This is a genomic window from Bacillus paranthracis (assembly GCF_024296885.1).
GTDB classification, from domain to species: Bacteria; Bacillota; Bacilli; order Bacillales; family Bacillaceae_G; genus Bacillus_A; species Bacillus_A paranthracis.
In genome coordinates this window covers 5,185,855-5,200,662 of the sequence record NZ_CP101135.1, presented here as the reverse complement: position 1 = coordinate 5,200,662, position 14,808 = coordinate 5,185,855, and the positions used below count along the sequence as shown (strand labels likewise).

Genomic DNA, 14,808 nt, shown 5'->3' with positions numbered 1-14,808 from the left:
AAAAAATGTAAAATGTTATTGTATTACTATACTTGTATTAATATTTAAAATGATAAAAAATTACAGTTTTATAGGGGGGGAATATTATTATGGAGTGGAAACGTTCCATATGCTTTTTAGCTATATTTTCTTTTATTTTTTCCTCAAGTACATCCACCCAAGCAAATGTCGTGGAACCAGTTTTAAAAAATGTACGAAGTTATAAAATTTATTATGGTGAAGCAAATGAGCAAGTAATTGAGGGACTTTCAAAGTATGACATGGTCATTATAGAGCCATATGCATTTTCGAAAGAGCAAGTTCAGCAATTAAAAAAATCAGGAACAGTAGTCCTTGGGTATGTTAGTGTTTTAGAATTAGAATCGTGGCATAAATCGCAAGTAGTTGAATCAGACTATTATTATCGAGACGGTAAGAAAATGAAGATTGAGCAGTGGGATACATATATTATGAATTTAGCTAATGAACATTACCGACGGATTGTTGTAAATAAAGTGAAACAGCAAGTTATTGGAAAAGGAATAGACGGTGTGTTTTTAGATACCGCTGGTGATATTGACGACTATTTTTATGATCAGCCAGTTACACAAGGGAAATTTCGCGAAGCATATGTAAATTTATTAAAAGAAATAAAAGGTGTTAATTCTGATTTGCTTCTTATACAGAATTGGGGATTTGACACAATCAAAAATACATCCTTGAATTTTATACATGGTGTATTGTGGGAGGACTTCAATAAACAAGTTATTACGAAAGATGAATGGAGTCAAAATTGGATGCACTATTTTAAACAACAAAGTAATAAGATTGTAACGTTTACCGTTACTCCAAATACCGTATCTAAAAAATATAGTTCTATAAATGGATTTATTCCTACAATTAATCCGAATGATATTTATGATAAATAGCAATTATTAGGGATGAGAAACTATCAATATTGAATATGAAAGTTTAGGTCAGTATACGATTATCTTATAAAGATGAATGTATTACTGACTAGCTCATTTTATAATATTCCATGTTAGAAATTAGTAGAATAAGATAGAAAAAGTGCATTATCCTATTAACTTTTATAGAAATAAAAAACGTAATATTTAAAATAACATCAATACTTGTGTCATGGTTAGAGTACGTTTATAATCAAGGAATCCTATTAATGTTCTGATAGGGTTATTTATGATTGAAAGCGTTTTAAATTTGGTGTTCTTCAAGGTAGGAAGTCTGACCTATTTGGATTAAAAATTATGTATGTAGTTTTAAATAGGAAGAAAAATAATAAAGAATTACTTTATATTGTGGGGAGGTTAAAAGTGTGAAAGGGAAAGACTTTCACACGAATACATATGGGTTACGTAGGATTATTACTTTCGGGTGCAGCTTTATTTTTAAATAGTCTCGTTATATTAGGAAAAGCAGAGATGAAAAGTGCAGGTGTTTTTAATTTATTTGTGGGTGCACTACAAATTATTATTCCGTTCTATTTAATCATGATTTCTGATCAAAGTAATTGGACGGTATATTCATATGCAGCTACTTTCTTATTCGGATTAACCTATTTATATGTAGGTGTTACTTTTATAAAAGGAATGGATAGTAGCGGTTTAGGTTGGTTCTGCATTTGGGTAGCAATTATTGCTTTATTCTATATGGTTGTTTCATTTGTTCAATTCCATGATGTTGTGAATGCGTTAACGTGGTTTATGTGGGCATTACTTTGGTATTTATTCTTTGTATTAAATACACAAAAAAAGAACATCAATCAATATCTTGGAAGGATTGCCTTCGTACAATCATGGGTAACATTGACGTTACCTTCACTCTTTTATTTTATGGGAGTATGGGGAGAGGGATTCGTATATGAATTATGGGTTTATGTATCTGTAATTTCTATTTTATACTTCTGTTATTGTATTTATAAATATCGAGTACGTTAATATATTTTTTGTAGAAAAGCATGGAATCGTTAAACGAATTCCATGCTTTTTATATGTTAGCATTTATAATAGAGAGGTAGTATTTTACAATTTATCGAAATGGGGATGATAAAGTTGAAAAAAGTATTGGTGCTAGGGGGAACTAGATTTTTTGGTAAACATTTAGTAGAAGCACTTTTGCAAGATGGGCACGATGTAACGATTGCGACGAGAGGAATTACGGAAGATTTTTTTGGGAGTAGAGTAAAAAGACTTATTGTAGATAGAGAAGATGAAAAACAACTAACAGAGCGTCTAACAGATAAAAGTTATGATATTGTATACGATAATTTATGCTATAGCTCGAATGCAGCGAAGATAATATGTGAAGTGTTACGAGGGAAAACGAAGAAATACGTTATGACATCTTCAATGGCTGTCTATGAACCAACACTAAGTTTATCAGAAGAGAACTTCAATCCGTACGAGTATGCAATTGCGTATGGAGATAGGAATGACTTCAATTATGGTGAAGGAAAGAGATTAGCCGAAGCCGTTGTATTTCAACAAGCAACATTCCCAGTTGTTGCAGCTCGTTTTCCGGTTGTTATTGGAGAAAACGATTATACGAAAAGGTTACAATTTTACGTTGAACATATTGTGAGAGAAGAACCTGTCGCAGTGAATGATCTAGATGGAAAATTGTCGTTTATACATGAAGAAGAAGCCGGGGGATTTTTAGCTTGGTGTGGGATGAAAGATATAGAAGGGCCAATTAATGCTTGTAGCAACGGGGTAGTTTCTACTCGGGAAATTATTCATTTTATAGAAGAAAATACGGGAATAAAATCACTCATTCAAGAAGTAGGAGATCATGTAGCACCTTATAATGAATTGACTAATTGTACATTACATAATGGAAAAGCTAATGAATTAGGATTCCCGTTCCGAGGGTTGAAAATAGAAATAGAAAAAGTATTACGTTATTACATACATGCAATGAAATGATCATAAATCCCCCGGTGGCAATCCGGGGGATTCTGGAGGATTTCGACAATACTAATTTTACATTACCAAACTTACCTTATACGCACGACTAATGTTTTTGTGATTGAATTGCTTGTAAATATTTTTCATTTACCCGGTCCCAGTTCACTGTATGCCACCAGTTGGTAACAAATTCTGGGCGACGATTTTGGTACTTTAAATAATAGGCATGTTCCCATACATCAATGACAAGTAATGGAATTTTGCCTTCTTGCAAAGGTGTATCTTGATTAGGTGTACTCATTACAGTAAGTTCTTCACCATCAAGGACAAGCCATCCATAACCACTTCCAAAACGGCTAATTGCTGCTTTAGACAGTTGATCTTTTAAGTTGTCAAAGGTATTGAAATAATAATCAATTACTTTTGCAACGTCTCCATTAGGCTCGCCGCCACCCCGTGGGCTCATTACTTCCCAAAAAAGACTATGACAATAATGTCCACCACCGTTATTTCTGACAGCTGTAACAATTTCCTTTGGTAAAGCTTCTAAATTACATAGTAACTCTTCTAAAGATTTATTATGTAATTCCGAATAGTTTTCTAATGCGGCATTCAAATTATTTACGTATGTCGCATGGTGCTTTCCATGATGAATAGAAAGTGTATTGCTATCGATATATGGCTCTAGTTCATCATAGTCATATGAAAGCTTTGGCAATTGAAATGAAGACATGACATTTCCTCCTTTCTCTCTAAAAGTTGGTCTAGGTAAAAATAATTTACCTGAGTAAAAAATACACCTATTTTTCATGAAAGTCAATAGTAATCTCTTAATTTTCTGAAAGATAGTACAATAAAAGTAACACTTCGACTTTCGTTTGTGACTCTTATTCTTTTTGCTTATACTGTAAAGTAGTAACGTTTTGTTGAAATAGAAGGAGATCGCTTATGAGTAAAAAGAAGCAATTAATAGAGGAAGCGAGTCATTTTATTACGATTTGCTATAAAGAGCTTAATAAAGAACAATTCATAGAAGAACGCATGAAAGGAATTCGAGTTGAAATAGAGAAGACGGGGACGTATGAACATACATTTGAAGAACTTGTTCACGGATCGCGAATGGCATGGCGCAATAGTAATCGATGTATCGGAAGACTATTTTGGAGTAAGATGCACATATTAGATGCACGTGAAGTAAATGATGAGGAAGGTGTATATAATGCATTAATTCATCATATTCAATATGCAACGAACGACGGAAAAGTGAAACCGACCATTACAATTTTTAAGCAATATCAAGGTGAAGAAAATAATATACGAATTTATAATCACCAATTGATTCGGTATGCAGGATATAAAACAGAAATGGGAGTGATTGGTGACTCTCATTCCGCTGTGTTTACAGATTTTTGTCAAGAACTTGGCTGGCAAGGAGAAGGTACGAATTTCGATGTATTGCCACTTGTGTTTTCTATAGATGGAAAAGCGCCGATATATAAAGAAATTCCGAAAGAAGAAGTAAAAGAGGTGCCAATTGAACACCCAGAATACCCAATTTCGTCACTTGGAGTAAAATGGTACGGGGTTCCAATGATTTCAGATATGCGCTTAGAAATTGGCGGTATTTCCTATACAGCAGCTCCGTTTAATGGATGGTATATGGGAACAGAGATTGGGGCACGTAACTTAGCGGATCATGATCGCTATAATTTACTTCCAGCAGTTGCGGAAATGATGGATTTGGATACATCAAGAAACGGTACGTTATGGAAAGATAAGGCATTAGTTGAATTAAACGTGGCTGTTTTACATTCCTTTAAAAAACAAGGAGTCAGTATTGTTGACCATCATACTGCAGCGCAACAATTTCAGCAATTTGAGAAGCAAGAAGCTGCTTCCGGTCGTGTTGTAACGGGCAATTGGGTGTGGCTCATTCCGCCATTATCTCCAGCTACCACTCATATTTATCATAAACCGTATCCGAATGAAATTTTGAAGCCGAATTTTTTTCATAAATAGTTTGTAGTATAGAGCATTTTCTGTAAAAATATAATTTTTTTTAACTACTGTTACGTAGCAAATGGAAGCCTTTACCCTCGGTTATTTTTGGAAGGAGCTTTTTGAACCAAGGAGTTCCTTATGTTATAATCAAATTTCTGTTTCGAAGACCTTATAGAAATATAAGGTCTTTTATTTTGCTTTTTTATGTAAGAGGAATAGAAATTTTCTTTTAAATAAGGGATTTAGCATATTTTTAGGGACAACATAAGTGTGTAGGAAATAGATAAATTATTATGCTTATATAATCATTGTGTTTTGGGTGTAAAAAATAAAACATAATAAAGTTGTTTTTTTAGATTGCTGAGGAAGGAGGAAGTGTAAATGAGGATGAAGAGTCGAAAAACGGATTGGCCTGTATTTCTTATTAGTGGTGGTTCGCTTTTATTATTTGTAATTGCGGTTTTCTTAAATAAAAATTATATAGAGGGAGTCATTAATAGCAGTTTTGCAGCTTCAATTAAATATTTTGGTGCCTTCTGGCAAGTTTTATTAATTGGTACATTTATTGTTGCAATGTGTATGGCGTTCTCGAAATATGGAAGAGTTAAACTTGGGGGATTAGAAAAACCTGAGATTAGTACGGCAAAGTGGCTTGCTATTATTATGTCGACATTACTTGCCGGAGGTGGCGTTTTTTGGGCAGCTGCAGAGCCAATGTACCACTTGATGACGGTGCCGCCAATACATGAAGGTATATCTGCTGGAACGAAAGAAGCGGTCATGCCTGCTTTAGCGCAAAGTTATATGCATTGGGGTTTCTTGGCTTGGACGATTTTAGGTACAATTAGTGCGGTAGTTATGATGTATGGGCATTATCATAAAGGTATGCCGTTAAAACCTCGAACGCTTTTATATCCTATTTTTGGTGAGAAATTGCGAAAGAGTTTGCTTGGAACAATGATTGATGCATTTGCCATTATTGCGGTAGCTGCAGGGACGATTGGTCCAATCGGATTTTTAGGCTTACAAGCAAGTTATGGTCTACAAGCGTTGTTTGGAATTCCTGATGTGTTTACTACTCAATTAGCAATTATCATTTGTGTAGTTGCGGTTTCTACTATATCTGCAGTAACAGGAATTAATAAAGGGATTCAAATTATAAGCGATTTAAATGTTAAATTAGCGATTTTATTAATGGTATTTGTATTATTATGTGGACCAGGTGGATTTATTATTGATGCATTTGTTTCTTCGTTTGGATTTTATGTAAATGAATTTATTCCAATGAGCACATACCGCGGTGATACAGGTTGGTTAGGGTCGTGGACAATCTTTTTCTGGGGATGGTTTATTGGATATGGACCAATGATGGCAATTTTAGTTAGCCGCATTTCAAGAGGAAGAACAATTCGAGAAATCATTGTTGCAATTGGAATTATTGCACCTATTATTACAACGTTTTGGTTTACTATACTAGGGGGATCAGGTGTGTTTTATGAGTTAATGAATCCTGGTTCTATATCGACCGCATTAAGTGCATCTGGTATGCCAGCTGCTATGATTGCAATTACAGAGCAACTGCCGCTCTCTCATATTATTGGACCGGCATTTCTTTTATTAACAATTTTATTTGTAGTGACAACAGGAGATTCAATGGCTTATTCGATTTCGATGGCAGTGACTGGAGACGGGGATCCTAGAATTAGCTTACGAATTTTTTGGTCGCTTATTATGGGAGCAGTTGCGGCAATTCTTTTATACATGGGTGAGGGAAGTATTAATGCATTGCAATCATTCATCGTAGTAACAGCTGTCCCAGTATCTGTTCTGTTGTTCCCAATGCTATGGCTAGCCCCTAAAGTGGCAGGGGAACTAGCATTAAAACAAGGTATTGTAAAAGAAGAAGAGCAAACTTCTTTCTTGTTCCAAAAAGCTAGTAGATCAAAATAAATAATTGTATATTTTATATCAAAAGAGGAAGCATTTCATTAGAGATGCTTCCTCTTTGCTATTTATATAACTATCTTTCTTGAAGGAAGATCGTACACTGTGTAGTTTCAATCTATTCTAATACTTTATCCTTCGTCTCTGGGACAAATAATAGCATTGTAACTAAACCGATTGGATAGATAATGAAGATAAGAGATAATGCTCCCATTACATTACCACCTGCAGCAAGTAATCCGATAATAACAGGTCCAAAGCCAGCTAAACCACGTCCAGTACCGAAAATAAAGTTTTCTGCTGTAGAACGAGCTTCAGCGGGATAGTTTTCAGCTAAAATTGCTCCGAATCCTCCCATCATGCCATTTGCAAAGAATCCAAGCAATGCACTTCCCCATAGCAATAATGTTGAATCTGTGAATAAGAAGAAGTAAATGAGACAGTATATAGTACCACCAACATAATAGATTGTAAAAGTTTTACGGCGACCAATTTTATCGGCTAGAATACCAAAAGTTGCAATTCCAATGAGCATGCCAATCGTAGAGATGAACATCCACCGCTCGCTTTTGCTAATGTGTAGTTATATTTATTCGCCAAAATAGTTGGCATCCATGTAAAGATTCCATAGTATCCGAAGTTCTGGATGAATGACATAATAATAAGACCAATTGTTGTTAGCGTTACTTTTTTATTTGCAAATAGCTTTCGAAGTGGGAACTTTTTCATTTGTTTTAGTTGTTCAGCCTCAGTAGTTGTTAAACTACCTTCAGCCTCTTTTTGTAACAATTCTTTTTTGTATCGTTGTTTTTGTTCCCATATTTTCGGTTCACTTAAACTTTTTCGTACATAAACAGCTAATAAAGCAGGAATAAGTCCAAATAGGAAAACAGCTCTCCATCCAAAATGCGGGACGATAAATGCTGGAAGGAGTGAAGCGACTAGTACGCCAAATTGCCATCCAAGTGCAACAACGGATGTCGCCTTAGCGCGCATTTCTTTAGACCATGTTTCAGTTACGATGGCCATTCCAATCCCGAATTCACCACCAACTCCCATTCCCACTAAAAAGCGAAGAATTAATAATTGCCAATAATCTGTTGCGAAATAAATAAGTGCTGTTGCGAGTGAAAATAGTAAGATTGTGAAGGCCATCGTACGGATACGCCCAAATAAATCAGCAATAAATCCAAATAAATAAGACCCGATTAGCATTCCTATTGTGGTAGCTAAAGTTAAGTTTCCACCTTCAACAGGGCTTAAATGAAATTCTTTTAAAATGTAGACGAGTACGAAAGATAAGAGCAACATATCTAAGCCTTCTGCTGCATATCCTAGCGCAGACCCAAATAATGTTTTATATCTTTTCTCTTTCGTTTCCTCTGTTGTTGATTGTACATCAGTAGTGACGTTCATCATTATTCCTCCTTATTTTCTTCTACAGTCGCTATGGAAGAATAACAAAAGGCCTTCTCACCTGATATGATGAGAAGGCCAAAAAAGCATACGTATTCCTAGAAAAGAACATACGTATATTGTATTCCGACTTCCTTCTCAACCTCACGGGGTTGGGTTAAAGGACTGTATTATATTACTTTATTTTTAGCACTCTTCTATTAGATTGTCAAATAAAGAGGGAATTGTTATGTGTAAAATATTGCAAAAGGTATTTCATTCTTCTTGACGCCCACTTCACTATTTTCCGATAATAAAACTAACTACTATAAAAAGGAATGAATCACAGATGCTAAATTTAGTACTTATGATGATTGAACGCGTCGGACTTATTGTTATTTTAGGATTTTTACTTTCGCATATTAAAACATTTAGGCGCCTCCTTCATAAGCAAGATGGTTATGTAGATAAGCTTAAGCTTATTTGTATTTTTTCGGTGTTTACAATTGTAAGCAATTACACTGGGATTGAAATAGCGGGTAATACGATTATGAATGAAAATTGGCTACAGGGTGTTTCTTCATCGAGCACAATCGCGAATACACGTATTATGGGTGTTGGAATTAGTGGATTGCTTGGCGGACCTATCGTTGGAATTGGAGTAGGATCGATTGCTGGTATTCACCGTTATATGCTTGGCGGGACGACTGCACTAAGTTGTGCAATCTCTTCAATTTTAGCGGGGGTTATAACAGGTTATATTGGATACATTTTCAAAAAGTATAATCGTACAATTACGCCTAAATTTTCAGCGGTTTTAAGTGTGTTTATCGTTTCTTTAGAAATGATTATGATCTTATTAATTGTAGAGGATGGAATGAGTATTGTGAAAACAATTGCGATACCAATGATCCTTGTAAATAGCTTTGGAAGTTTTATTTTACTTTCTATGATACAAGCTATTTTGCGCCAGGAAGAGAATGCAAAGGCACTTCAGACTCATAAGGTATTACGTATTGCAGATAAAACGTTACCGTATTTTCGCCAAGGCTTAACAGAAGAATCGTGTAAGCATGTGGCACAAATTATTCACCGCTTTACAGGAACTGATGCGGTATCCTTAACAGATACAGAGAAAATATTAGCTCATGTTGGATTAGCATCAGATCACCATATTCCTTCACATAGTTTAATAACTGGTTTGTCGAAAGAAGTGTTACACACAGGAAAAATAATGAAAGCAAAATCACGTGAGGTTATTAATTGTCAACATGAAGGATGCCCTTTGCAAGCGGCGATTGTTATTCCACTAACTTCACATGGAAATACGATAGGGACATTAAAACTGTATTTCAAAAACCCTAACCAGTTAAGTCGTGTGGAAGAGGAATTAGCAGAAGGGTTAGCAAAAATATTCTCTACACAACTTGAATTAGGGGAAGCTGAGTTGCAAAGTAAATTATTGCAAGATGCGGAAATAAAGGCATTACAAGCACAAATTAACCCACACTTTTTATTTAATGCGATTAATACAGTATCAGCTTTATGCCGAACAGATGTAGAAAAAGCAAGGAAGTTATTATTACAGCTTAGTGTGTATTTCCGTTGTAATTTACAAGGGGCACGTCAGTTATTGATTCCACTAGAACAAGAATTAAACCATGTACAAGCATACTTATCGCTAGAACAAGCAAGGTTTCCAAATAAGTATGAAGTAAAGGTGTATATTGAGGATGAGCTAAAGACAACTTTAGTACCACCATTTGTTCTTCAACTATTGGTTGAAAATGCGTTGCGACACGCCTTTCCGAAGAAGCAACCAGTATGCGAAGTGGAAGTGCATGTTTTTGAAAAAGAGGGTATGGTTCATTTTGAAGTAAAAGATAATGGGCAGGGAATTGAGGAAGAACGTTTAGAACAATTAGGAAAGATGGTAGTTTCGTCAAAGAAAGGGACTGGAACAGCTTTATATAATATTAATGAACGTCTTATTGGGTTATTTGGGAAAGAAACGATGCTTCATATTGAAAGTGAATTAAATGAGGGGACAGAGGTTACTTTTGTTATTCCGAAAAAAGTAGGGGAGGAAGAGCAGATTGTTAAAAGTACTAGTAGTTGATGATGAAATGTTAGCACGTGATGAACTAAAGTATTTATTAGAGAGAACGAAGGAAGTTGAGATAATTGGTGAGGCTGATTGTGTAGAGGACGCATTAGAAGAGTTAATGAAAAACAAACCAGATATTGTTTTCCTAGACATTCAGTTATCTGATGATAACGGATTTGAAATCGCGAATATATTAAAGAAGATGAAAAATCCACCTGCCATTGTATTTGCGACTGCCTATGATCAATACGCGTTGCAAGCATTTGAAGTAGATGCGTTAGACTATATTTTAAAGCCATTTGATGAAGAACGTATTGTACAAACATTAAAGAAGTATAAAAAACAAAAGCAGTCGCAAATAGAAACGAAGCAAGAAATAAAAGGGGCAGATATGCATAAATTAGCATTACCAATTGAAGAATCAATCGTACTTGTGAATATTGAAGATATTATATATGTAGGACTTGTGGATGGAAAAGTAACAGTAAAAACAATGAGGGACACATATATAACACACGATACACTTGTGATTTTGGAAAAGAAGTTGCCACAAGCAAGTTTTATGCGTGTTCATCGTAGTTTTATTGCAAATATTAATCACATTACTGAAATTCAGCCATGGTTCAATTCTACTTATAATTTAATTATGAAAGAAGGATCAAAAGTACCTGTTAGTCGTACATATGCAAAAGAACTCAAGAAGCTGCTTCGTATTTAAGAAGCAGCTTTTGTATTTCATCCTTTTATATTTGTAACTGATTCTGTATATTTGACGTTCTGTTATGTAAACGCTTACTAATGCGGTTATATCCTATACAATAAAGGTACCAAATCGAAAGAGGTGGCAAAAATGAGTACGAAAAAAGTATATAGTTTCTTATCACAAGCCTTCATATTCTCAGCTATTATGTTAATTTCTAATATTATTGCAACACATTTACCAATTCCGATGCCTTCATCGGTAATCGGGTTAGTCATTTTATTTAGTCTATTATGTTTAAAGGTTATTAAATTGGAACAAGTTGAATCACTTGGAACAGCTTTAACAGGTATTATCGGATTCCTTTTCGTCCCATCAGGTATTTCGGTTATTAATTCTCTTGGTGTAATGGGACAATATTTTGTACAAATTTTAACTGTAATTGTTGTTGCAACAGTTATTTTACTCGCTGTAACAGGATTATTTGCACAATTTATTTTAGGAAAAGATAAAAAAGAAACAGAAGATACAAAAGAATTGAAAGTAGTAAATAAAGGACGCAAGCACGGAAAAGTTGCGTAACCATTTTAGTATATATTGTTAGGAGGGAATGAACATGGCAAGCACAATGACTCCATATTTCGGAATCGTCGTTTCATTAATCGCATACGGAATCGGAACATTATTATTCAAGCATTCAAAAGGGTTCTTCTTATTCACACCATTATTCGTAGCGATGGTATTAGGGATTGTCTTTTTAAAAGTAGGTAACTTTACTTTCGAAGAATATAATACTGGTGGAAAAATGATTAGCTTTTTCTTAGAGCCAGCAACAATCGCGTTTGCAATTCCATTATATAAACAAGTGGATAAGTTGAAAAAATATTGGTGGCAAATTTTATCAGCTATCGTGGTTGGATCTATTTGTTCAGTAATTGTCGTGTTCATTGTTGCAAAAGCAATTGGCCTAGATACAGCAGTAATGAATTCAATGTTACCACAAGCGGCAACAACAGCAATTGCATTACCAATCTCTGAAAGTATTGGTGGTATACCAGCAATTACATCATTTGCAGTAATCTTTAACGCAGTCATCGTATACGCATTAGGAGCGTTATTCTTAAAAACATTTAGAGTGAAACATCCAATTGCAAAAGGTTTAGCACTTGGAACAGCAGGTCATGCATTAGGAGTGGCAGTAGGAATTGAAATGGGTGAAGTAGAGGCAGCTATGGCAAGTATTGCTGTAACAGTAGTTGGAGTTGTAACGGTAGTTGTCATACCGATGTTCATGCCATTCATTGGATAGTAAAACTTACTTAAAAAATGAGAAAAGCAAGCTATTTGTAGGACAGATTTCTACTGATAGCTTGCTTTTTATGTTACAGTAGTGGTAAGACCTATTGTGACAAAATGTAAGTTTCCTTAAATCTTCATTAATACTGTGTAGAATACGTTTTGAATTAGGTCATTGTATTGTAAAATAAGAAGTAAGCTACTATAGATCTGCTAAGGTAGGCGTATAATGAGCTTATAAAAATCTTAATATGAATGAATAATTAAAAGTAGAAAAGAGAGAAAAATCTACTTATTAACGTTTTACTTTATAGGACAGGAGAGAGTACTCGTCGATTATGCAAATAAAAAACCTGTTTCAAAGCAAAGGATTTCAGAGGTTACTCGTATTAGTAATACTTGCCCTCGTGTTATACGGGCTGCAAAGTATGTTGAATTTAATTTTAATTACGTTTATTCTTACGTATTTAATGGATCGATTCCAAAAGTTTATTTCCCGCAAATTAGATCATTTCATGCCCATTAATCGAAAACTCATTATAGCATTTCTATATGTCATGTTAATTGGTGGAATTGCTATTACGCTATTTAAATATTTACCAGTATTAACGATACAAATTTCACAATTGATTTATCAATTTAACGTATTTTTAAGAAACCCACCGGACAGTGAATTAATTAAGTATGCAGTTAATGCTGTTAATCATATGGAACTTTCGAAGTATGTAGGACAAGGCGTTGACATTTTGTATAAATCGATTACGAATGTTGGGAAATTTGGCCTTCAAGTGTTACTTTCTTTAATTTTAAGTTTATTTTTCTTATTGGAGAAAGCTCGTATCGTTGCTTTTACTGCAAAATTTAAAGAGAGCAGACTTGCAATTTTCTATACTGAAATCGAGTACTTCGGTAAGAAATTTGCACGTTCATTCGGAAAAGTAATTGAGGCACAATTTTTAATTGCAGTTGTTAACTGCGTTTTATCCGTTATTGCATTATGGATATTAGGATTCCCACAATTATTAGGTTTAGCGTTAATGATCTTCTTACTTGGTTTAATTCCAGTAGCTGGGGTTATCATTTCGTTATTCCCGCTTTGTATGATTGCTTACAATATCGGTGGTATTATGTACGTTGTTTATATTTTAGTTATCGTAACAGTCATTCATGCGCTTGAAAGTTACGTGTTAAATCCGAAGTTTATGTCACAAAAAACAAACTTACCAATTTTCTATACGTTTATGGTATTAATCTTCTCGGAACACTTCTTAGGTGTATGGGGATTAATTATCGGTATTCCAATCTTCATTTTCTTATTAGATGTCTTAGATGTGACAAGTGATGAAATGGAGAAGGACGCTGGGAAAAAATAAAGTGAAGAGAAAAAAGCATCGATGTTCGATGCTTTTTCTTTTATAACATGATGTTTCTTATGCCATACTGTAAGGAGAAGATAGAATAGGGGTGAAAGAATGGCTGTAAATGAAAAGGTAGAATTAGCTACATTTGCTGGAGGGTGCTTCTGGTGTATGGTTTCGCCATTTGAAGAGATGGAAGGAATTATAAAGGTTGTTTCTGGCTATACAGGTGGTCATAAAGAGAATCCAACATATAAAGAAGTATGTTCAGAAACGACGGGACATTATGAGGCAGTACAAATTACATTTGATGCAAATAAAATGCCGTATGAGGAGTTATTAAATATATATTGGAGACAAATTGATCCGACTGATGTAGGCGGGCAATTCCACGATCGCGGACAGTCTTACGAAACAGTGATTTTTTATCATAATGAAGAACAACATAAAAAAGCAGAGGCTTCAAAAGAAGAGCTTGCAAGGAGTGGGCGCTTTTCAAAGCCGATTGCGACAAAAATATTGCCAGCTGCTACGTTTTATCCCGCAGAGGAATATCACCAAGGATATCATAAGAAAAATGAATTCCGCTACGAGTTATACCGTAAGGGCTCAGGGCGAGATGCGTTTATTAAGCAACATTGGCCAAAGGATAATGCTCATTTAAAGGAAAAACTCAGTGAGATGCAATTTTATGTAACACAGGAAAATGGTACAGAACCACCATTTCGAAATGAGTATTGGAATCATAAAGAAGAAGGTCTTTATGTAGATATCGTTTCAGGTGAACCTTTGTTTACTTCTCTAGATAAATTTGATAGTGGATGTGGATGGCCTAGTTTTACGAAGCCAGTTATGTCAGCTAGTGTGAAGGAAAAAATGGATGTGAGTCATAATATGACGCGTACAGAAGTGAGAAGTAAGGAAGGAGATTCACATCTCGGCCACGTATTCCCAGATGGTCCAGGACCAAATGGACTTCGCTATTGTATAAATTCAGCAGCTCTTCGATTTATTCCAACAGAGGAATTAGAAAAGGAAGGCTATGGTGATTTCCTAATCTTGTTTGGAAATAAAAAATAACCTCGGAGTTAGCGAGGTTATTTT

Annotated in this window: 12 protein-coding genes and 1 pseudogene; 11 read left to right on the top strand and 2 right to left on the bottom strand. The window is 34.8% G+C overall.

The genetic code is table 11. The features are described 5' to 3' along the window. The first annotated feature begins 89 nt into the window (after positions 1-89). The 3 genes from NLJ82_RS26870 to NLJ82_RS26860 all read left to right on the top strand — a co-directional run bounded on the left by NLJ82_RS26870 (position 90) and on the right by NLJ82_RS26860 (position 2,921). Positions 90-908 carry an endo alpha-1,4 polygalactosaminidase gene (locus tag NLJ82_RS26870; protein WP_000454998.1) on the top strand — a complete coding sequence of 273 codons (819 nt, stop codon included), beginning with the start codon at positions 90-92 and terminating at the stop codon, positions 906-908. A gap of 435 nt (positions 909-1,343) precedes the next feature. After that, positions 1,344-1,934, top strand: a complete 591-nt coding sequence (locus tag NLJ82_RS26865; protein WP_000542569.1) for an AmiS/UreI family transporter — start codon at positions 1,344-1,346, stop codon at positions 1,932-1,934. A gap of 105 nt (positions 1,935-2,039) precedes the next feature. Further along, on the top strand, positions 2,040-2,921 hold the full coding sequence (locus NLJ82_RS26860) for an NAD-dependent epimerase/dehydratase family protein (protein ID WP_012644745.1): 882 nt from the start codon (positions 2,040-2,042) through the stop codon (positions 2,919-2,921). Between the two features lie 88 nt (positions 2,922-3,009). On the opposite strand, the gene sodA is transcribed toward NLJ82_RS26860, so the two are convergent. Continuing rightward, entirely contained in the window at positions 3,010-3,636 is a 627-nt protein-coding gene (gene sodA, locus NLJ82_RS26855) for a superoxide dismutase [Mn] (protein WP_000094046.1), read from the bottom strand. Positions 3,637-3,851: 215 nt separating this feature from the next. On the opposite strand from sodA, the gene NLJ82_RS26850 reads away from it, so the two are divergent. Both NLJ82_RS26850 and NLJ82_RS26845 read left to right on the top strand, forming a co-directional pair. After that, positions 3,852-4,922 (top strand): nitric oxide synthase oxygenase, encoded by a 1,071-nt coding sequence (locus NLJ82_RS26850; RefSeq protein ID WP_000038353.1) that lies wholly within the window; start codon positions 3,852-3,854, stop codon positions 4,920-4,922. Between the two features lie 363 nt (positions 4,923-5,285). Continuing rightward, complete coding sequence (locus NLJ82_RS26845) at positions 5,286-6,854, top strand: BCCT family transporter (protein ID WP_001242457.1); 1,569 nt, start codon at positions 5,286-5,288, stop codon at positions 6,852-6,854. A 112-nt stretch (positions 6,855-6,966) separates the two neighbouring features. Here the strand turns inward: NLJ82_RS26845 and NLJ82_RS26840 are convergent. Continuing rightward, positions 6,967-8,264: pseudogene (locus tag NLJ82_RS26840) on the bottom strand (MFS transporter). A gap of 328 nt (positions 8,265-8,592) precedes the next feature. On the opposite strand from NLJ82_RS26840, the gene lytS reads away from it, so the two are divergent. The 6 genes from lytS (at position 8,593) to msrB (ending at position 14,784) form a co-directional block, all read left to right on the top strand. Next, entirely contained in the window at positions 8,593-10,362 is a 1,770-nt protein-coding gene (gene lytS / locus NLJ82_RS26835; RefSeq protein WP_000933576.1) for a two-component system sensor histidine kinase LytS, read from the top strand. Next, the gene (locus tag NLJ82_RS26830; RefSeq protein WP_000921832.1) at positions 10,340-11,068 is read left to right on the top strand and encodes a LytR/AlgR family response regulator transcription factor; all 729 of its coding nucleotides are present in this window, start codon (positions 10,340-10,342) and stop codon (positions 11,066-11,068) included. The genes lytS and NLJ82_RS26830 overlap by 23 nt, the downstream gene beginning before the upstream one ends. Before the next feature lie 132 nt (positions 11,069-11,200). Next, positions 11,201-11,632 (top strand): antiholin-like murein hydrolase modulator LrgA, encoded by a 432-nt coding sequence (gene lrgA / locus NLJ82_RS26825; protein ID WP_000104902.1) that lies wholly within the window; start codon positions 11,201-11,203, stop codon positions 11,630-11,632. 34 nt (positions 11,633-11,666) lie between these two features. Then, positions 11,667-12,359: an antiholin-like protein LrgB gene (lrgB, locus tag NLJ82_RS26820; RefSeq protein WP_000168869.1), complete on the top strand. Its 693-nt coding sequence runs from the start codon at positions 11,667-11,669 to the stop codon at positions 12,357-12,359. Positions 12,360-12,684: 325 nt separating this feature from the next. Next, complete coding sequence (locus NLJ82_RS26815; protein WP_001166015.1) at positions 12,685-13,719, top strand: AI-2E family transporter; 1,035 nt, start codon at positions 12,685-12,687, stop codon at positions 13,717-13,719. A gap of 99 nt (positions 13,720-13,818) precedes the next feature. After that, positions 13,819-14,784 (top strand): peptide-methionine (R)-S-oxide reductase MsrB, encoded by a 966-nt coding sequence (gene msrB, locus NLJ82_RS26810; protein WP_000290164.1) that lies wholly within the window; start codon positions 13,819-13,821, stop codon positions 14,782-14,784. Positions 14,785-14,808: the final 24 nt, after the last annotated feature.